The sequence below is a fragment of the Pseudoalteromonas sp. Ld19 genome (assembly GCF_045064135.1).
In the GTDB taxonomy this organism is placed as follows: domain Bacteria; phylum Pseudomonadota; class Gammaproteobacteria; order Enterobacterales; family Alteromonadaceae; genus Pseudoalteromonas; species Pseudoalteromonas aliena.
The window spans coordinates 71,396-90,547 of record NZ_JBISHA010000021.1; the positions used below are offsets into that span (position 1 = coordinate 71,396).

At 39.3% G+C, this 19,152-nt stretch carries 18 protein-coding genes and 2 pseudogenes; 6 read left to right on the forward strand and 14 right to left on the reverse strand.

Annotated elements, in window-relative coordinates:
* Positions 1 to 133 precede the first annotated feature (133 nt).
* Positions 134 to 370 (reverse strand): annotated as a pseudogene (locus tag ACJJVZ_RS12215) (hypothetical protein); the annotation flags it as partial.
* A gap of 150 nt (positions 371 to 520) precedes the next feature.
* Here ACJJVZ_RS12215 and ACJJVZ_RS12220 point away from each other — a divergent pair.
* Positions 521 to 637, forward strand: coding sequence for a hypothetical protein (locus ACJJVZ_RS12220; protein WP_237070437.1), 117 nt, complete (start codon positions 521 to 523; stop codon positions 635 to 637).
* Positions 638 to 971: 334 nt separating this feature from the next.
* Here the strand turns inward: ACJJVZ_RS12220 and ACJJVZ_RS12225 are convergent, their stop codons facing one another.
* The 8 genes and pseudogenes from ACJJVZ_RS12225 to thrS all read right to left on the reverse strand — a co-directional run bounded on the left by ACJJVZ_RS12225 (position 972) and on the right by thrS (position 7,193).
* Complete coding sequence (locus ACJJVZ_RS12225) at positions 972 to 1,727, reverse strand: trans-aconitate 2-methyltransferase (protein ID WP_273049979.1); 756 nt, start codon at positions 1,725 to 1,727, stop codon at positions 972 to 974.
* A 124-nt stretch (positions 1,728 to 1,851) separates the two neighbouring features.
* Positions 1,852 to 2,442 carry a hypothetical protein gene (locus tag ACJJVZ_RS12230; protein ID WP_405600791.1) on the reverse strand — a complete coding sequence of 197 codons (591 nt, stop codon included), beginning with the start codon at positions 2,440 to 2,442 and terminating at the stop codon, positions 1,852 to 1,854.
* Positions 2,390 to 3,300: pseudogene (locus tag ACJJVZ_RS12235) on the reverse strand (IS3 family transposase); the annotation flags it as partial. The pseudogene ACJJVZ_RS12235 and the gene ACJJVZ_RS12230, both read right to left, overlap by 53 nt.
* A 44-nt stretch (positions 3,301 to 3,344) precedes the next feature.
* Positions 3,345 to 3,497 carry a hypothetical protein gene (locus ACJJVZ_RS12240; RefSeq protein ID WP_405621651.1) on the reverse strand — a complete coding sequence of 51 codons (153 nt, stop codon included), beginning with the start codon at positions 3,495 to 3,497 and terminating at the stop codon, positions 3,345 to 3,347.
* A 378-nt stretch (positions 3,498 to 3,875) separates the two neighbouring features.
* Positions 3,876 to 4,235, reverse strand: a complete 360-nt coding sequence (rplT, locus tag ACJJVZ_RS12245) for a 50S ribosomal protein L20 (protein ID WP_002960711.1) — start codon at positions 4,233 to 4,235, stop codon at positions 3,876 to 3,878.
* Between the two features lie 15 nt (positions 4,236 to 4,250).
* Entirely contained in the window at positions 4,251 to 4,451 is a 201-nt protein-coding gene (gene rpmI, locus ACJJVZ_RS12250; RefSeq protein ID WP_002960713.1) for a 50S ribosomal protein L35, read from the reverse strand.
* Positions 4,452 to 4,663: 212 nt separating this feature from the next.
* The gene (gene infC, locus ACJJVZ_RS12255; protein ID WP_077538071.1) at positions 4,664 to 5,224 is read right to left on the reverse strand and encodes a translation initiation factor IF-3; all 561 of its coding nucleotides are present in this window, start codon (positions 5,222 to 5,224) and stop codon (positions 4,664 to 4,666) included.
* Between the two features lie 58 nt (positions 5,225 to 5,282).
* A complete protein-coding gene (gene thrS / locus ACJJVZ_RS12260) occupies positions 5,283 to 7,193 on the reverse strand; it encodes a threonine--tRNA ligase (protein ID WP_182701963.1) in 1,911 nt (636 codons plus the stop codon).
* Between the two features lie 361 nt (positions 7,194 to 7,554).
* Here thrS and ACJJVZ_RS12265 point away from each other — a divergent pair, with 361 nt between their 5' ends.
* Both ACJJVZ_RS12265 and ACJJVZ_RS12270 read left to right on the forward strand, forming a co-directional pair.
* Complete coding sequence (locus tag ACJJVZ_RS12265) at positions 7,555 to 8,001, forward strand: DUF3010 family protein (protein ID WP_007582681.1); 447 nt, start codon at positions 7,555 to 7,557, stop codon at positions 7,999 to 8,001.
* A 184-nt stretch (positions 8,002 to 8,185) separates the two neighbouring features.
* Entirely contained in the window at positions 8,186 to 9,916 is a 1,731-nt protein-coding gene (locus ACJJVZ_RS12270) for an AMP-binding protein (protein ID WP_405600797.1), read from the forward strand.
* Positions 9,917 to 10,018: 102 nt separating this feature from the next.
* Here ACJJVZ_RS12270 and hflX read toward each other — a convergent pair whose 3' ends face one another.
* The 3 genes from hflX to ACJJVZ_RS12285 all read right to left on the reverse strand — a co-directional run bounded on the left by hflX (position 10,019) and on the right by ACJJVZ_RS12285 (position 13,532).
* Complete coding sequence (gene hflX, locus ACJJVZ_RS12275) at positions 10,019 to 11,371, reverse strand: GTPase HflX (RefSeq protein ID WP_405600799.1); 1,353 nt, start codon at positions 11,369 to 11,371, stop codon at positions 10,019 to 10,021.
* Between the two features lie 233 nt (positions 11,372 to 11,604).
* Positions 11,605 to 12,822: a pyridoxal phosphate-dependent aminotransferase gene (locus ACJJVZ_RS12280; RefSeq protein ID WP_405600801.1), complete on the reverse strand. Its 1,218-nt coding sequence runs from the start codon at positions 12,820 to 12,822 to the stop codon at positions 11,605 to 11,607.
* A 365-nt stretch (positions 12,823 to 13,187) separates the two neighbouring features.
* Positions 13,188 to 13,532 (reverse strand): Hpt domain-containing protein, encoded by a 345-nt coding sequence (locus tag ACJJVZ_RS12285; RefSeq protein WP_405600803.1) that lies wholly within the window; start codon positions 13,530 to 13,532, stop codon positions 13,188 to 13,190.
* A gap of 138 nt (positions 13,533 to 13,670) precedes the next feature.
* Here ACJJVZ_RS12285 and ACJJVZ_RS12290 point away from each other — a divergent pair, with 138 nt between their 5' ends.
* A complete protein-coding gene (locus ACJJVZ_RS12290; protein ID WP_405600805.1) occupies positions 13,671 to 14,267 on the forward strand; it encodes a tRNA-uridine aminocarboxypropyltransferase in 597 nt (198 codons plus the stop codon).
* 20 nt (positions 14,268 to 14,287) lie between these two features.
* Entirely contained in the window at positions 14,288 to 15,073 is a 786-nt protein-coding gene (locus tag ACJJVZ_RS12295) for a CLCA_X family protein (RefSeq protein WP_405600807.1), read from the forward strand.
* A gap of 17 nt (positions 15,074 to 15,090) precedes the next feature.
* Here the strand turns inward: ACJJVZ_RS12295 and dcd are convergent, their stop codons facing one another.
* Both dcd and apbC read right to left on the reverse strand, forming a co-directional pair.
* Positions 15,091 to 15,675, reverse strand: a complete 585-nt coding sequence (dcd, locus tag ACJJVZ_RS12300) for a dCTP deaminase (RefSeq protein WP_193155500.1) — start codon at positions 15,673 to 15,675, stop codon at positions 15,091 to 15,093.
* A gap of 6 nt (positions 15,676 to 15,681) precedes the next feature.
* Positions 15,682 to 16,758: an iron-sulfur cluster carrier protein ApbC gene (gene apbC / locus ACJJVZ_RS12305; RefSeq protein ID WP_273049023.1), complete on the reverse strand. Its 1,077-nt coding sequence runs from the start codon at positions 16,756 to 16,758 to the stop codon at positions 15,682 to 15,684.
* 187 nt (positions 16,759 to 16,945) lie between these two features.
* On the opposite strand from apbC, the gene metG reads away from it, so the two are divergent.
* A complete protein-coding gene (gene metG, locus ACJJVZ_RS12310) occupies positions 16,946 to 18,967 on the forward strand; it encodes a methionine--tRNA ligase (protein ID WP_405600811.1) in 2,022 nt (673 codons plus the stop codon).
* Positions 18,968 to 19,152 lie beyond the last annotated feature (185 nt).

Consider the following 19,152-nt stretch of genomic DNA (forward strand, 5'->3'; position numbering starts at 1 on the left):
GGTTAATAATTTATCTTTTATTGCTAGGTTATTTTCATCCACAAAATAAGTCATTAACTCCATTAGACCTGAATTATGAGCATGAAAATAACTGCACCTTTGCAGTTTTAATTTTTACTGAGTAGTTAAGGTTTTATGCGAGTAGCTTTTCGCAGTTACTGCTATTCACCCGCCGTTCTCGATTTAGATTTAGATTTAGATTTTCACAATAACTTACTTGTAATGACGGTCTGCCTACTGCACCGTGAAATACGCGTGTAAATTGTGTGGTGAGTTTTAACCAGTTTTCAGGGGAAATATTGACTCTTTCGAGTAAGGGTAAGTGTAAGTGTAAGTGTGTACTTTCAATATGCCCTCGCTTGCCTTCTTTTGCATATGTCAAGCGTAGTTGAGCGCTGGTATGGCAATAACACGATTTGATGACGAAATTAAAACGCTTTATAAGTAACATAAAGATCGCGCTATTTTTGATAGCTTACCTGGTGCGGTGCCACAATTAGCGCCTCGATTATTAGCTGCAATGAGGTCAAATCGTGACCGTTATAAGTGCGCCGATGACATACACAAATACGCAGACATTGCTCCAGTAACCGAGCGCAGTGACAAGAAGGAATGGATATACTGGCGATACTCTTGACTAAATTTTTAAGGCAAACATTTGTGGGATGGGCAGGATTATCTATGCGCTATTCATTTTGGAAAAAGCATCGTTACTTGACCACGATAGTTGGCCACGATAGTTGGCAGCAAGAAGCCAAAGGAAAACCCACGCTTATAAATTAAGAACTACCACCATTAGATCATTGGTATTTAAGTGGATACGAATCCTATTTAGGTGCTGGAAAACACATACGCCCTACGATGAATCAACTTACTTAACTGCATTGAAAAGTAAGGGTTCACCGCTGTTAAAATTTGCGGTGGAAAGTGAGCTTTAGCGCTTACTGTACTCCTCAGGGCGTTTTGTTAGTTTATTTTTTGACTCCGATTAAAACTGTTCTTGTTTCTCCTGATGAGTCCTTTGGCTTCCTATCAATAGTTACATCAAACCCTGCTTTTTCCATCGATGTTTTATAAACATTTGCACCAAATAAGCCTAAAGTCATACTATCAAAATCAAAATTTGTCCCTTCCTCATTATCTAATATATACGATGTGGTTGTTTGTAATATATTGGTGTTTGATGATGATTTATTAATATAGTCAATTATGGTGAGTAAACCAAACGGTGTTTTCCGAGTGACATGATATATCATCGGTTTAGTAAATTCATCTGCATCAAATTCTGGCGATAACATAAATAATCCACCTTGAACTAAATGAGCGGATGCTGTAACACAGACATCATTAATTCCATCGACAGTGTCGATATGTCCGATTCCATCATGCACTAATACAGCATCATATTTATTTTCCAAGCGAATGTTTCTCATGTCGCCTTTATGGCATTTCACTCTAGGATTCAAAGAACCACACTGACACAGCATTTCTTCAGATAAATCAACCACTTCAGCATCAACGCACTCTGATAAGTAAGAAATCAAATAACCAGGTCCTGAAGCCATCTCTAATAATTTCACTTTTCGAGCTGGGAAATAATATTTTAATATTGAATGCCAATAGCTTACTTCTGGTTCGTAATCTTCTCTCACTATCACATAGGGATAAAAGTGGCTTAATTCACCATATAATCGGTTCTGCTCTATTTTATTAATGTTAAATTTCATTGTTTCTAGATACCCGTTTAAACCAACGCCCAAATAATGGACAAATATCAGTTGGTTAAAATAAGCGACGCAGGAGCAAAAACCAACTGTTATTTGTCCTGATTAATTTGCTTGTTATGTAACTTTACGCCATCCCAAGAAGCTCATATATAGGAATACAAATTTCCTCATTTTCATCTTCTGTCATTTCTAACCAATCCGTTACTTTGTTAAGCAGTTCATGCTGTTTATGAACAAATTGTATAAGTGCATGCTTGTCGATTTTTACTTGGGGGGTAATGCTATTAATAAGCTGTGCTTTGGCACAACACAGCGCTATTGACTTTAAACCACATAAATTGCTCGAAGGGTCACAATAAAAAAATAAAGGTAACTTCTCAGCTAATATTTTTGAAAAGTGTACTACTTCTGGAATTTCAAATAATTCACGAGGGTCTGATTCATACCCGTAAAATGAAACTTCAACGTTACTTTTCTTTTTAAAGGCTAATTCCCGAGAGACTTGAAATCTATCAAATTGACTTGCGACTTCTGATATATCACCTGATTCAACCCATTCTCTTGAAATAACTATATAAAAGCTATCTGTATGTTTAGTTATAACATCATTGATGAGCCAATATTTTTCCAACTCATCTGTGTGATCAGTAACATTGTAGTGGTCAACTAATTTTGGCCACAGTTTTGGAATCTTTGTATCTAACCTCAGATTCATTTGGCGCTAAACCAGCATTATAATGATGTGGCCTAACATTATTGTAAATCCATTTATGTAATCGCTCACGCTATATTTAGCGTCTATAAAGTTTCCATATCCAACCTTTGGCATCCATTCTGTCTTAAAACTTCTAAAAAATCGCTCCATTGGCGCATTATCCCAACAATTTCCACGTCTACTCATACTTTGTGTGATTTTATAGCGCCATAAACGTTGGCGGTACTTCAAGCTTGTATAGTGGCTTCCTTGGTCTGAGTGAAACATCAATCCACTTGGCTTACCTCTGCTTTCATACGCGAGTTCAAGCGCTTTTAGCGTTAAATTAGTATCTGGCGACAACGACATTGCCCAGCCAACCACTCTACGTGCAAATAAATCAATAACGACGGCTAAATAAGCCCAGCGATTGCCTGTCCAAATATACGTCACATCACCGCACCACACGGTATCTGGCTCAACAACATCAAATTGTCTATCAAGCAGGTTTGGAATTTCAAGGTGTTCATTACCACCGCGTTTATATGAATGTTGAGGTACTTGGCAGCTTTCAAGCTTTAATTTAACCATTAGCTTAGCTGCACGATAACGGCTCAATTCAAAATCATTGTTCGTTGCTATCGCTGCTATTGTCCGTGCACCTGCTGAACCACCACTCATCGCATGTATTGCTTTTACTTCAGCCTCTAACCTTACTTGCTCAGGTGTCGGCGTTGTATCGCGTATGGCCCAGTATTTATAGCTGCTGCGATGCACATTGAATACGCTGCATAGCACACTAATTGGATAACGCTCTCGTTGATTCAATTTCTCAATTAATGAGAATTGTTCAGGGAGTCGGACATCAAGAGAGCGGTGGTGTATTCAATCGGTCAATGCAACACCTTATAATTGATTATTAATTAGGTAGTTATGACTGACTTATCAAAACGTGGTTTAAGTGATATTGAAAAGCTGAAAGCATGGTTCTTATGGCGTGAAGGACCTTCACGCCATAAGAACCATGCTTTCAGCTTTTCAATATCACTTAAACCACGTTTTGATAAGTCAGTCATAACTACCTAATTAATAATCAATTATAAGGTGTTGCATTGACCGATTGAATACACCATAATGAAATTTAATTCGTTAAATTGCTTAAAGATTGATGCAAGTTGGTGTAAGTAACCTGAACTCTGAATAATAAATCTATCTCAAGCAGCTATTTTCAGCGCTAACTACGTTGAATTTACTTGCAATAGGCTAGCTATTGACGCGCAAATTCGCCTTGTTTTCACTGCAAATCTCTGGCTAAAGAAAATAAATTTAAATATCACTATTATTCAATACGTTAATAAATCTCTTAATCAGAGTACAGGTTAAGTAAGGTCACTCAAGTTTTAAGCACAAAAAAAGGAGCCATAGGCTCCTTTTTGATACTTATATGAAAAAGCTTAAGCCGCTAGGCCTTCTTTTGCTTTTTCTACAAGCGCTGCGAATGCAACTTGGTCATAAACAGCGATATCTGCAAGGATCTTACGATCGATTTCTACAGAAGTCTTTTTAAGACCGTTGATAAAACGGCTGTAAGACAGACCATTTTGACGTGAAGCAGCATTGATACGTGCAATCCATAATTGACGGAATGTACGTTTCTTCGCACGACGGTCACGGTAAGCGTATTGACCCGCTTTAGTAACAGCCTGGAAAGCTACGCGGTAAACACGTGAACGTGCTCCGTAGTAACCTTTTGCTTGTTTTAAAACTTTTTTGTGACGTGCACGTGCGACAACGCCGCGTTTAACTCTTGCCATTTCTAAAAACCCCTATTAAGCGAACGGTAACATACGTGAAACTAGACCATGGTCATTTTTATGAACCATCATCTTAGGACGTAGGTGTAACTTACGCTTAGACGTTTTCTTAGTCAGAATATGACGAAGATGCGCTTGTTTACGCTTGAAACCGCCAGAAGCAGTCTTTTTGAAACGCTTAGCAGCGCCACTGTGACTTTTTAGCTTATAAGCCATTGCAATAACTCCAATTGTATTGCTTTTAAATTAGTAAGTAGGCGTGAGATATATTTCTATAGCTCCACTTTTAGGCCTAACTTACTGCCATGTTCCGGTGAAGACCCAACATAAATGCTGCAATCTTACTTTAAGACCGGTTAACCTAGGTGAATATTTGCATATTAACTTGCAGACCTAGGCTAATTTCGGTGCGTATTATCGCTTAAAAATTATTTTTTAGCAACAGGCGCCATCATCATAACCATTTGGCGGCCTTCAACACGATTTGGGAAAGACTCTACAACTGCAAGCTCTTCTAAATCGGTTTTGATACGGTTTAATAATTCTATACCAATTTCTTGGTGAGCCATTTCACGACCACGGAAGCGGATGGTTATTTTAGCTTTATCGCCACCTTCTAAGAACTTACGTAAGTTGCGAAGCTTAACCTGATAATCACCTTCATCCGTACCAGGACGGAATTTGATTTCTTTTATCTGGATCTGCTTTTGCTTCTTCTTCTGCTCTTTCAGTTCTTTACTTTTTTCAAAGATGAACTTACCGTAGTCCATGATTCTACAAACAGGCGGCTCAGCATTTGGGCTAATCTCAACAAGATCAACACCCGCTGCGTCAGCCATAGTTTGTGCGTCTTTTAATGACTGAATTCCAGCTTGTTCGCCTTCAAGGTCAATTAAACGAACTTCTTGAGCTGTAATTTCTTCGTTAATACGATTTTTTTGGGCTGTTTGTTGCCCTTTCTTGCCGCCTCTAATAGTACGTTCCTCCAAGAATATTAATAATATAAGCGTGTAATTGGCTGTTTGTTATGCCTTACACGCTCTGTTTTTACTGTCGACTTTTAATTTCTTCGCTAATTTTAGCTACAAAATCGTCAACATTAAATTTGCCAAGGTCTTCACCTGTGCGCGTACGCACTGCTACTTCTTGCTGCTCAACTTCTTTATCGCCAACAACAAGTAAGTATGGGATACGCTTAAGTGTATGTTCACGGATTTTAAAGCCAATCTTCTCATTTCTCAAGTCAGCAGCGGCTCTAATACCTAATTTATTTAATTTTTGCACAACTTCTTTAACATAAGGCGCTTGTTTATCGGTAATATTCATAATTACCACTTGCTTTGGTGCAAGCCACGTTGGGAATAAACCGGCATACTCTTCTGTTAAAATACCAATAAAGCGTTCTATAGAACCTAAAATGGCACGATGTATCATTACAGGTGTACGACGTTCATTATTTTCTGCTACATAAGTAGCGCCTAAACGACCCGGTAATGCAAAATCTAGTTGCACTGTACCACACTGCCACGCTCTGTCTAAACAATCGTACAAAGTAAATTCAATTTTAGGACCGTAAAACGCGCCTTCACCCGGTAGGTAATCAAATTCAATATCATTTAGCTTAAGTGCATCAGCTAATGCAAGCTCAGCTTTATCCCACATATGATCTTCACCAATGCGTTGTTCTGGGCGAGTTGAAAGCTTAACGACAATCTTCTCAAAACCGAATGTTTCATAGGTATCATAAACCATCTTAATACACGCTGACACTTCGTCCATTATCTGTTCTTCTGTACAGAAAATGTGAGCATCATCTTGTGTAAAGCCACGAACACGCATTAAGCCATGTAGTGCGCCTGATGGCTCGTTACGATGACAACAACCAAACTCAGCCATACGAAGTGGTAAATCACGGTACGACTTTAAACCTTGGTTAAATATTTGCACGTGACCTGGGCAGTTCATTGGTTTAATTGCGTATTCACGCTTTTCAGACTCAGTGGTAAACATTGCGTCTGAATACTTTTCCCAGTGACCTGATTTTTCCCACAATGAACGGTCCATCATCATTGGACCTTTTACTTCTTCGTACTCATATTCGCGTAATTTTTCACGTACAAATTCTTCAAGTTCACGGTAAATGCTCCAACCATCGTTGTGCCAAAATACCATGCCTGGCGCTTCTTCTTGCCAATGCCATAAATCAAGCGCTTTACCAATGCGGCGGTGGTCGCGTTTTTCAGCTTCTTCAAGACGTTTTAAATACGCTTTAAGTTGCTTTTTATCGCCCCACGCTGTGCCGTAAATACGTTGTAGCATTTTGTTTTCTGAATCACCACGCCAATATGCACCTGCCACTTTCATTATTTTGAAGTTTTGGCAAAATTTCATGTTAGGAACGTGAGGTCCACGACACATGTCTACATATTCTTCGTGATGATATAAACCTGGACGATCATCTTTAGCAATGTTCTCGTCCAAAATTTCTATTTTGTATGTTTCGCCACGCGCTTCAAAAGTATCGCGTGCTTCTTGCCAGCTTACTGTTTTTTTCACTACGTCGTAGTTTGTTTTTGCAAGTTGCAACATACGCTTTTCAATTGCTTCAAGATCATCTTGTGATAATGAATGTTCCATATCGATATCGTAGTAAAAACCATTATCAATAGTAGGACCAATTGCCATTTTTGCGTCTGGGAAAAGTTGCTTAACTGCATGACCAATTAAGTGAGCACACGAGTGACGAATAATTTCAAGACCGTCATCGTCTTTTGCGGTGATGATCTCAAGGCGAGAATCTTCACTTATTAAGTCACATGCATCAACACGGTCGCCATTAACACGACCTGCAATGGTCGCTTTAGCTAAACCAGGACCAATATCGTTTGCAACATCAAGCGTACTTACAGGGTTTTCAAAACTACGTTGGCTTCCGTCTGGAAGAGTAATAACTGGCATTATAAATCCTTACTACAGTGGTGACACCTACAATGTATCACGTGTATTTTTATTAAATTAAATGAGAATGGCTCGACAACGCTTTTACGAATAAGCATTGACTAATTAATGTAGATGACGAGTCTGTTCAACTACAAGGATATATTGTCGCGTGCTGTGCATTTAATTACAAGTTTAAAGGGGTGAAATCCTCCAGTTTTGAGCACTAAATGCAGCTTTTAGTACAAAAAAAATCATTTAGTTAAAATATAAAAGCATCAACGCGCTAATTACACACCTACACCTACACCTATACCTACACTCGCATTTTAATGTGTGTTGCGTATAATACTGGGTAATTAAGTTATTTTAGAGAATAGACATGAGAACATGTGGTGTAGAAATTACCGGTAGTGATGTACTACTTTGTATTTTAAGTAAAGATAATGACGTATTTGATATTCGCGATGTGCGCCAAACACGCTTTACATTAGGTAACGGTAACGACACTGAAGTAATGCGTAAATTTCAATTCGATTTTGCAAAACTAATGCAAGATTACCAAATTGATTCTGTTGCAATCCGTGAGCGCCAGCCTAAAGGTAAATTTGCTGGCAGCGCAAAGGGATTCAAAATGGAAACTGCGATTCAATTAATTGACAATTTAGATGTACGTTTATTTACCACAACCGAAATTAAAGAACAGGTTAAGCGTAATCCTATTCCTATTGATTTTGAAGAAACGGGTCTTAAAAAGTACCAAGAAAATGCATTTGTAAATGCCTACGTTTATATAATGAAAAAAACATACCGCAGCGACGAAATGTAAACTCATTGCTCGTTTAAAAACGCGTACTTACTTTGTAAGACGCGTTTTTTTGTGCCTAAAAAACAGGTTCGGTTTTTATAAAACCACTAATACATTAGTCTAACCGCACTTCTCTTTGTCGACAATATGTGTTTATTTTAACTTTGTAGTTTAATAACTCACGCACATTTTCATGGAGAGAGCAATGCACACACACACTATTGCAGTAAAAGAAATAGAACAAATAAATCACTTACCGTTATCACAAAGCTATTTTAAAGGTATAAAAAGCACACCTTTAACAAATTCAACTATCGGCGAGTACTTTGATTTTATTGTCGACAAAAACCCAGAAGCATTAGCTGTAGTAGTTCATCAGGGTATTCGCTTAACGTATAAAGAATTTCAACAAGAAGTTAATCAACTTGCTATGGGGTTGCTTGCCCTTGGCATAAAACCTGGTGAGCGAGTGGGTATTTGGTCTCCTAATAATATTGAGTGGTGCTTAACCCAATTTGCAACGGCTAAAATTGGCGCAATAATGGTGTGTATTAATCCAGCATACCGCCCTAATGAATTACAATATGCGTTAAATAGTGTTGAGTGTTCAACCCTCATTACGGCATCAAACTTCAAAGGCAGTGACTATTTAGAGATGCTTAATGGTTTAGCGCCAGAACTTGCAACTTGCGATAAAAACGAACTAAATTTAAAAGCACTGCCCACTCTTAAAAATATAATTCGCATTGGCGATGAAGCATCTTCAGGTATGTATTGTTTTAATGACGTTATTAACTTGCCAACAGCAGCACATGCGCTCGAATTAAAAGCAATAGGTACACACTTAAATGCAGAGCAAGACATCAATATTCAATTTACATCAGGTACAACAGGCAGTCCAAAAGGCGCAACGCTTACCCATAAAAACATTTTAAATAACGCGCTATTTGTTGCCGAATCTATGCATTTTACAAGCGACGACAAATTATGTATCCCAGTCCCTTTATATCATTGTTTTGCGATGGTATTAGGCAGCTTATTGTGCGTAACTAAAGGCGCTGCGGCTATTTATCCTAGTGATTCATTTGATGCAAAAACTACCCTTGATGTAGTTCAGCAAGAAGGTTGTACAGCGCTGCACGGTGTACCTACTATGTTTATTAGTGAGCTTGAGCTGAGTAATTTTAACGATTATGACCTAAGTACTTTACGCACGGGTGTTATGGCAGGCTCTACATGCCCAGAGCAAGTAATGCGAAAAGTACAAACACAAATGAACATGCATCAAGTACTTATTGCTTACGGGCAAACAGAGTGCAGCCCCATAAACAACATTACCGAAACAGACTCCTCAATAGAACGGCAAGTAACGACAGTTGGCCGCGCTCTTGCACATACTGAGGTTAAAATTATTGACGAGCTGGGTAATATTCAAAAAATTGGCCTACCAGGCGAAGTATGTAGTAAAGGGGCAGGCATAATGCGCTGCTATTGGAATGACGAAGCTAAAACACAAGCCACTATAGATGAAGGCGGTTGGCTGCACTCTGGTGATTTAGGTGTTATGGATACTGAAGGATTTGTAAGTATCGTTGGCAGGATCAAAGATATGATTATTCGTGGCGGCGAAAACATTTACCCTCGAGAAATAGAAGAAGTACTCTATACCTACCCTGGTATTCAAGATGCTGCCATATTTGGCATAACAGATGAAAAATATGGCGAAGAGGTCTGTGCGTGGATCCAGCCAAAAGAAGATGCAGTACTTGATGAGCAATCAATACGTGAGTTTTTGAAAGACAAACTAGCCTACTTTAAAATGCCACGATATATCCGCTTTGTAGAAAACTACCCAATGACAGTAACAGGTAAACTGCAAAAATTTAAAATGCGAGAGCAAATGCAAGAAGAGCTAAGCGATAAGGCTTTCTCTTAATTTCTCCTCTATGGAAAACCTGTATTGCGAATAATAAATACACCACAAGCAACTATTAAAAAAGCACAGCCAATTGGCTGTGCTTTTTGTGTTTTGAATTTATTATAAATCCAACATTCTCTTTTTTAAACGCTCTAAATCAATCGCACTTGAGCGTACTGTTAATTTAATATGACTGTATTCATATTCTTCTTTAACAACACTCATGCTTGACCGAATTTCGCCCACGATACCTTTGGCGGTGTACGGTATAACAATCTCTTCTTCAATCATGTCCTCTTGAGCAATATCAATAATGTATTTATGCAGTTTGCTAATATCATCCGGGTTACGCGTGGAGGTCATCATCGCATCAGGAAATTCATCCATTAGCGATTGCTGTTGGTCAAAACTTAATTGGTCTGATTTATTCAGTACCAGTAACTTTTTACTGCCTTCCACTCCAACTTCAGCCAAAACGTTATGTACTACTTCAAGCTGTGAGCGAAATGAAGGGTCAGATGCATCAACTACATATAACAATAGTGATGCATCATGCGCTTCTGCTAATGTTGAATGAAATGAAGCAACCAAATCATGAGGTAATTTTTTAATAAAACCAACAGTATCTGACACCAATATACGAGGCTGTGTGATCGGGTACAGCGCCCGAACAGTGGTGTCTAGCGTTGCAAAGAGCTTGTTTTCTCCCTCTACATCACTGCCGGTAATTGCACGCATCATTGATGACTTGCCCGCATTGGTATAACCAATTAAAGCCACTGAGAATAGCTCTGAGCGCTGCGTACGCCTGTCCATCATTACATCTTGAACACTAACAAGTTCGCGCTTTAGTTCTGCTAATTGATCGCGTACTTTACGACGGTTTAGTTCAAGTGTGGTTTCACCCGCACCTTTACCCATTTGGCGTTCTTTATCACCTGTGGATGTTTCACGAAGCCGTGGCGCTACATAATTAAGGCGCGCAATCTCAACTTGTAATTTTGCAGTTTTAGTACGCGCATGACGGCTGAATATCTCTATGATAATCCCAGTACGGTCAAATACTTCTACGCCTAACTGGTTCTCAACATTACGTAGTTGAGAAGGCGTTAAATCGCAGTCAAATACCACTACATCTGCACAGGCAAAATCAAGTTCGTCTGATGGGATTTCTGACGGCATGTCAGATAATGGATCGTCATCAAGAACATTTTCATCCTCTTGCTCATCTGCAGCGGAGCCTTTATTACCAGTAAGATGGGCTATTTCTGCTAGTTTACCTGAGCCAAGCACATTAACTTTTTGAGTAGAGCTTTGTTTTTGCGATTGCGTACCTACTACTTTAAACCCTAACGTAGTAACCAAGCGCGCAAGCTCTGCAAGCGACTCTGTTGCTTCGTCACCTTTCAACTGTGGTGTACTAATAGAAATAAGTAACGCATTAGGAAGTGATGGTTTTGCAGTTAATTGCATAATTTTTGTGTGTTAATGCACCTGAAGTGCAAACCTATTTTTCATTCGAAAGTAACTTGATCCTACGCTGTTATAGCAAAGCTTTACAGCCTTTATAACTGACTATCAGTCATTATTATCAAAACACATCTTTACTGGCATTATAAATGACGTTATTTAGGTATCAGTAAAGGAGATATTAAGGGTACGTTGAAAATTCAACATACCCTGAGCACTTAACTTAATACCGCTCACTAAACTTGACGATAGTCTTTAAAAAAGCGTTTCATTTTTAGCATCGCATCCGACAAATCATCTTTGTTTGGCAAAAATACTAATCTAAAGTGATCTGGCTCAGGCCAATTAAACGCCCTACCATGTACTAATAATATTTTTTCAGCTTTGAGCAAGTCAAACATCATTTGCTCATCGTCTTTAACATTAAAATACGTTGTATCTACCTTAGCAAACGCATATAGAGCACCTTTTGGTTTTTTACAGCTAATACCTTCAATTGCATTTAAACCACGCCAAGCTATATCACGCTGCTCGTATAAACGACCACCGGGATTAATTAAATTATCAATTGATTGCACGCCACCTAACGCTTGTTGAATAGCATATTGAGCTGGTACGTTTGCACATAAACGCATAGAGGCAAGTATATCTAGGCCTTTGCGTAAGTCATCCATTACCGAAGTACGGCCACTCAACACCATCCATCCCATTCTAAGCCCTGCAGCACGATATGTTTTTGCCAAACCGTTAAAAGTAATAATTGGCACATCATCGCAAAGCGAACCTATAGACGTGTGCGTTACACCGTCGTATAAAATCTTCTCGTAAATTTCATCGCTCAATAACAGTAATTTGTGTTCTCGTGCTATATCGATTAATTGCATTAACAAGTCGTCGCTATAAACTGCGCCGGTTGGATTATTAGGGTTAATTAATACCAATGCTTTTGTTTTTGAAGTGATTTTACTTTTTATGTCAGCGATATCTGGAAACCAATCTTGCTCTTCGTCGCATAAATAATGAACGGGGTTGCCCCCTGACAGCTTAACCGATGCAGTCCAAAGCGGATAATCGGGTGCAGGAATAAGTACTTCATCACCATTATTGAGTAGCGCTTGGGTGACCATTTGGATCAGTTCACTTACACCGTTACCAATATAAATGTTATCAACGTCTAAATTATGTAACTTACGTTGCTGATAATGCTGATAAATAGCCACGCGAGCTGAATAGAGGCCTTTGGAGTCACAGTAACCTTGAGCTGAATATAAATTGCGGATAATATCGCGATGCATATCTTCAGGCATATCAAAGCCAAAAGCGGCTGGGTTGCCTATATTCAATTTCAATACTTTTTGACCTTCGTCTTCCATTTTTTTAGCTTGCGCTAAAACCGGTCCACGGATGTCATAGCATACACCTTCTAACTTATGACTCTTTTTAATATCAGACATTTTTACCTCTTTAGGGCGTATTGACTTTATGGATTAAATTTGTTCAACCTAGGGGCGATTTAATCGCGGCGCGAGATTTGTAACCTAGTGGGCTAAGTAAAAATTGAGTAACAAAGAGAAAATAGCCCCTAGGAAGAACCCTCTGGGCAATGCGTGTTTGGATTTTATATGTTGTTATCGCCTATTTATGTGGAAAAACCACACTGCATAGGCTCTGTCTAACCTAAAAACCAGACACTCGTTACAAATTCAATCCCGAAAGTTCAACACGCCCTAGTGAGTCTTTAGACTAACCTAGTAAAGACGTAAAATACTAGCCTATTTAAGCGCTTAATACTGAAATAAATTCAAGCAACACTTAATATTTAACGAGATGCTAACCATTCATTTAGCTTAGCCTGAGAGCCAGTTACTTGAGCCATTAAACTATTAGATGCGTCGATGGCTTCAGCTAAGTTATCTAGGTTTAAATTTTGTTCAATAACACGAGATACTTCTGCGAGGCTTGAAGCACCAAACTGCGCCGCATTAGACTTTAAGCTGTGAGAGTGACGAATAGCCGCTTCTCTGTCCCTACCTATCGTTGCTAACACTTCAGATCCTAAACGCTCGAACTCTGTACAACAAAAATCAAGCGTGTCAGCAAATTGTTCACCCAATAACGATTCCATACTCTCTAATGCCGATGTATCAATATTTATTTCTGTCATATTTTAAGCCCTTAAAACAATCCATGTACATTACCGTTTAATATCACTACTTTATATTGATGCGTAAAAAAAACCAACTTAATTACCTTATAAATGTATAATTATGAAGTTCATACTGGCAACTAAAAAGTTTATTAAATGGCACGCACACTTTGCACTCAGTGTAACTTTGCACTAAACACCTGCATTTGCAACGCAATTACAAATATAAACAACAAAGTCAGGGTTATTATTCTACAGCATCCTAGCGAAGAAAAAACAGCAAAAAATACCGCTAAGCTACTCAATTTATGCCTAACTGATTGCCAAATAATCAAAGGCGAAAATAATGATGACTTTGCCATACTAAAAACGCTGCCAATAAGCTCAACTGTTTTACTCTACCCTAACGAAAACGCTATAAATTTAGACGAGAGCGCTGAGCAACCCAGTGCAACAAACATCACCCATTTAATCGTGGTTGATGGCACATGGAAAAAAGCCTATAAAATTTTACAACTCACTCCCTTACTCAATCAGTTCAAAACGGTCAGCTTTAAACAACTACCTAAAAATCGTTATGCTATCCGTAAAGCCCCTAGGGCCGACAGCCTATCCACACTTGAAGCCGTAGCGCATAGTTTGTTTTTAATAGAGCAGCTAAATCCTGCACCACTTTATAATGTGCTTGATGAATTAATACAAAAACAAACCCAACACATGCCCGAGCACGTAAAAGCACGTTACTTAGATTAAATTTGGCGCCATAAACTTTAATGCGTAATTATCCCAACAGATTAAAACGAGGCTTTACTCGCCAAGGCCCCGACTATCGCTTTGACGACCAAGTCGACTTTAGCGATATAAGAGACACCTTTGGCTTTAGATCTATGGTCGTTGGAAAATGGGTAACCAAAGAAGAGCGCTATATTAGCGCCAATTTAATTTACGATGCACTGGCGGATCTTGCACAAATACTACACTTACCTCCTGAAGCTATCGGCCTGCGAGGCAAGCTTAACTTTGCATTTGGTCATGGTGGTCAAAAAGGTGTACAGGCACATTATAATGCGGCCACTCAAACACTTGCTCTTGCAAAAAATGCAGGCGGTGGCGCACTCGCTCACGAATGGTTTCACGCGTTTGACCATCATATAAGCGAGCATTTATTTGCAGCAAAACCACGATTTGGTTTTGCCTCAAAACTATGGCTTTCAAATACACCAAATTTATCGCACCCACTTAATAATGCGCTTAACGATTTTTACAAAAACGTGTTTTTAGATGAGGATGGTGTGGATGCGAATGAATTTGTACAAACGTGCATAAAACACGACCAAGCGCATAACATGAACTATATGAGCATGCCTGAGGAACTTGCAGCACGCTGCTTTGAAGCCTGTATTGAAGGCCACACATATATAAAAAATAGCTTTTTGGTGGGCGGCTTACAAAGTAGTAATTTAATATACCCAAACGCTGAGCATATTAACAAAGCAAATGAAGCGCTTAACCAGTATTTTGAATTACTGGGTTATGCGCTTCATAAAGTAGACGAATAAGGAGCTTTATTTAGAGGTTACTTATCGTCACTAATGCGACTCGCTACTGCACTGTTTTGGTCTTTATATTTTGCATCTTTACGAATGTTGTATGGGTTTTCACAAGGGCCTGAGAGCATTTCAAAGCTCATAGCACCAATTTTCATCAGTGGGCGAAGCGCCAGTGGTAATTTACCTGAGTTGTAAAACTCTAAAACAATATTACCGCTCCAGCCTGGATCTATTCGGTGCGCGGTTACGTGCACCATTAAACCTAAACGTGCAAGTGATGAACGTCCATCTAACCAACCTACTATATCTGCTGGCAACGTTACTTTTTCATGGGTAATAGCTAGTGCAAGTTCACCTGGGTGTAAAAAGAATGCTTCACCTTCATCAAGCACTATTTCTTCACTCATGATTGATTCCATGGCTTTATTTAACTGATCTTTTGGACCACTTAAATCGACGTATGCTGCATTATGCGCATTAAAAGTTCTAAATTTATTACCCAAGCGTAAATCGGCCGTTACACCGGAAATCATCTCGCTCGTTGGTGCAGGCTCAATAGCTATGCGGCCATCGCTTAAGTATTCATTAATATGGGTGTCTGAAAGTCTCATTATTTATTAATCTTCTGTAATTACAATTTCAATCGAATTGTGATGCTGTTGATAATAAAGCGTGCTAGCTATTAGCCTCGCTGCTGCGCTGTATGTTTTGCTTATTGCGGCGTCATTATCATTGGCAATAAGTTTTCCTTGCTCAGAATACTCGCGTATATCTATGGCAAGAGGAATATGACTAAGCACCGGTACGCCATGCTTATGCGCCAGTTTTTGCGCGCCGTCTTTACCAAATACGTGATTTGCCTCACCGCAGTGGCTGCAAATGTAATGACTCATGTTTTCTATTAACCCCAGCACTGGCACGTTTACTTTATTAAACATAGCAATGCCTTTTTGCGCATCAGCAAGCGCTAAATCTTGCGGCGTAGTGACAATAACAGTGCCGCTCGCGGGAACTTTTTGGCTCATAGTAAGTTGAATATCACCGGTACCTGGTGGCATATCCACAATTAAGTAATCAAGCTCGCCCCAATCAGTCTCGTTAAGCAATTGGCTAAGTGCGCCTGACGCCATTGGTCCTCGCCATACGGTGGCGTCATCGCTTGGCACTAAAAAACCGATTGATTGCGCTTTAATACCGTTTGCATCAAAAGGCTGTAATTGTTTGTTATCTTTCGTGACCGGCTCTGCGCCCACTAACCCTAAAAGCATGGGAATAGATGGGCCATAAATATCAGCATCTAAAATACCGACCTTTGCGCCTTCATTTTTTAATGCGCCCGCCAAATTCACAGCAGTAGTCGACTTACCTACTCCGCCTTTTCCTGAGGCAATAAGCACAATATGCTTAATCGCTTTAAACTTAGCCGCCTCTTTAATGATAACCTTGGCGCTAATTGTTACAGGCACATTTAAGCTTTCACTTATGTGTTGCTCAACTAAAGGCATTTCTGATTGCCCAGCAAATGGCAGGATTAATTTAATGTGTAGTGATTTATCGTCATTTTGAGTGATAGTATTAATGAAGCTTTCATCAATACCCACGGCAAAAGCCGCACTACGGTATGCCGCTAAGGCAGTAATAATCGGTTGTTTTTGCACCGATTTAGAAGAGAATAGTTTCGACAGTCCAAACATAGCAATTAAATAGCGTTTCTTTGATGAAAAGTGCCTCGGAATTATGTAACATTCAGGGCATTAACACCAGTCAATTAATAAAAATCCATAAGCTGTGCACACTCTAAGCAGATAGCTTGTGGATAAATTAATGATAATTGCCGTTTGTATAATAAAAACGGCGTTTTATCCTCAATTCGGAATGATTATGACGCAGCGAAAGATCCTGATTACCAGCGCATTACCTTATGCAAATGGCCCTACTCACTTAGGTCATTTATTGGAATATATTCAAACTGATATTTGGTCACGTTTTCAAAAACTACAGGGCCACGAAGCTTATTATGTTTGCGCAGACGATGCCCACGGCACGCCAATTATGCTTAATGCCCAAAAGCAAGGGATCACGCCTGAAGAAATGGTAAAACAAGTAAGCATAGAACGCCAACGCGACTTTGCTGATTTTAATATCAAATTTGATAACTACCACAGCACACACAGCCAAGAAAACAAAGAATTAAGCGAACTTATTTATAACCGCCTAAACGATGCTGGTCATATTAAAAAGCACACTATTTCGCAATTATTCGATCCTGAAAAAGGTATTTTCTTACCAGACCGCTTTGTAACAGGTACTTGCCCAACGTGTAAGTCTGAAAACCAAAACGGCGACAGCTGTGATTCATGTGGTGCCACATACAGCCCAACAGAACTCATCAATCCACGCTCTGTTATGTCGGGTGCTGAGCCTGTACTTAAAGATTCTGAGCATTACTTTTTTGACCTGCCAGCGTTTGAAGGCATGCTAAAGGAGTGGTTACACTCGGGCACTATTCAACAAGAAATGGCTAACAAGCTAGACGAATGGTTTACCGATGGCCTACAACAGTGGGATATTAGCCGCGATGCACCTTACTTTGGTTTTGAAATTCCAAATGCACCAGGCAAATACTTCTACGTTTGGTTAGATGCCCCTATTGGTTACATGGCAAGCTTTAAAAACCTATGTGACAAAAAAGGCATCAACTTTGATGAGTTTTGGGCTGAAGGTTCAGACGCTGAGCTTTATCACTTTATTGGTAAAGACATTATTTACTTCCACAGCTTATTTTGGCCAGCAATGCTAGAAGGCGCTAATTTTAGAAAGCCAACTAACGTATTCGCTCATGGTTTTGTCACTGTAAATGGCGAAAAAATGTCTAAATCGAAGGGTACGTTTATTAAAGCGCGTACTTATTTAGATAACTTAAACCCAGAGTACTTACGTTACTACTACGCCGCAAAATTAAGCAGCGGTATTGTTGATCTTGATTTAAATCTAGAAGACTTTGCACAACGTGTAAATTCAGACCTAGTAGGTAAAGTAGTCAACATAGCGAGCCGTTGTGCTGGCTTTATTACGAAAAAGTTTGATGGCAAATTAAGCAGTACTATTATGCTGCCAGCGCTGTTAGCAGAGTTTCAAGCGGCTGCACCTAGCATTACAACACACTACGAAAACCGCGATTACAGCCGTGCAATTCGCGAAATAATGGCGCTTGCCGACAAAGCAAACCAATTTATTGATGGCGCAGCACCTTGGGTATTAATTAAAGACGACACTAAGCAACAAGAAGCACACGAAGTGTGTTCTCTTGGTCTTAACTTGTTCCGCGTTTTAATTACTTACTTGAAACCCGTGTTACCAGGAATGGCTGATAACGTACAAGCGTTTTTAAATGACGACCTTGCATGGGACGGCGTTCAAAATGCACTAGTAAGCCACCCTATCAATAAATTTAAACCGTTGATGCAACGTGTTGAAATGGATAAAGTGAACAAAATGGTTGAAGAATCTAAAGAAAGCTTAGCACCAAAAGTAACAATTGACCCTAACAGCCCACTTGCGAAAGAGCCAATTAGCGACGAGATTGAGTTCGATGATTTTGCAAAAGTAGACCTACGCGTAGCTAAGATTGCTAAAGCAGAGCACGTAGAAGGCGCAGATAAACTACTTAAGCTAACACTTGATTTAGGCGGCGAAACTCGTCAAGTGTTTGCGGGTATTAAATCGGCTTATGCACCTGAGGATGTCGAAGGTAAGCTAACCGTTATGGTTGCTAATCTTAAGCCTCGTAAAATGCGCTTTGGTATGTCTGAAGGCATGGTATTAGCAGCAGGCCCTGGCGGAAAAGAAATTTATATTCTTAACCCAGATGACGGCTCAGAGCCTGGTATGCGCGTAATGTAATTATAGTTTAATAAGCCGTTGTAACTTCAGCGGCTTATTAAGTTTCAACACCGCACATATCAAAGTCCGCATAATCATGAGTTTGATAATCCTCAATCTATAAAACCATCCGATCTAAATCAGTTACCTAAATCCGACAACTATAATTAATCCTAAAGTTTAAATCACAATAAAAATACCATCCT

Bases quoted from the DNA above. Each gene is read 5' to 3' on its own strand.
- ACJJVZ_RS12285 (WP_405600803.1), bottom strand. From the start codon at position 13,532: ATGACAGAAATAAATATTGATACATCGGCATTAGAGAGTATGGAATCG.
- ACJJVZ_RS12270 (WP_405600797.1), top strand. From the start codon at position 8,186: ATGCACACACACACTATTGCAGTAAAAGAAATAGAACAAATAAATCAC.
- metG (WP_405600811.1), top strand. From the start codon at position 16,946: ATGACGCAGCGAAAGATCCTGATTACCAGCGCATTACCTTATGCAAAT.
- ACJJVZ_RS12295 (WP_405600807.1), top strand. From the start codon at position 14,288: ATGCGTAATTATCCCAACAGATTAAAACGAGGCTTTACTCGCCAAGGC.
- rplT (WP_002960711.1), bottom strand. From the start codon at position 4,235: ATGGCAAGAGTTAAACGCGGCGTTGTCGCACGTGCACGTCACAAAAAA.
- dcd (WP_193155500.1), bottom strand. From the start codon at position 15,675: ATGAGACTTTCAGACACCCATATTAATGAATACTTAAGCGATGGCCGC.
- ACJJVZ_RS12225 (WP_273049979.1), bottom strand. From the start codon at position 1,727: ATGAAATTTAACATTAATAAAATAGAGCAGAACCGATTATATGGTGAA.
- thrS (WP_182701963.1), bottom strand. From the start codon at position 7,193: ATGCCAGTTATTACTCTTCCAGACGGAAGCCAACGTAGTTTTGAAAAC.
- ACJJVZ_RS12265 (WP_007582681.1), top strand. From the start codon at position 7,555: ATGAGAACATGTGGTGTAGAAATTACCGGTAGTGATGTACTACTTTGT.
- ACJJVZ_RS12230 (WP_405600791.1), bottom strand. From the start codon at position 2,442: ATGAATCTGAGGTTAGATACAAAGATTCCAAAACTGTGGCCAAAATTA.
- ACJJVZ_RS12290 (WP_405600805.1), top strand. From the start codon at position 13,671: ATGGCACGCACACTTTGCACTCAGTGTAACTTTGCACTAAACACCTGC.
- rpmI (WP_002960713.1), bottom strand. From the start codon at position 4,451: ATGGCTTATAAGCTAAAAAGTCACAGTGGCGCTGCTAAGCGTTTCAAA.
- apbC (WP_273049023.1), bottom strand. From the start codon at position 16,758: ATGTTTGGACTGTCGAAACTATTCTCTTCTAAATCGGTGCAAAAACAA.
- ACJJVZ_RS12220 (WP_237070437.1), top strand. From the start codon at position 521: ATGAGGTCAAATCGTGACCGTTATAAGTGCGCCGATGACATACACAAA.
- hflX (WP_405600799.1), bottom strand. From the start codon at position 11,371: ATGCAATTAACTGCAAAACCATCACTTCCTAATGCGTTACTTATTTCT.
- ACJJVZ_RS12280 (WP_405600801.1), bottom strand. From the start codon at position 12,822: ATGTCTGATATTAAAAAGAGTCATAAGTTAGAAGGTGTATGCTATGAC.
- ACJJVZ_RS12240 (WP_405621651.1), bottom strand. From the start codon at position 3,497: ATGACTGACTTATCAAAACGTGGTTTAAGTGATATTGAAAAGCTGAAA.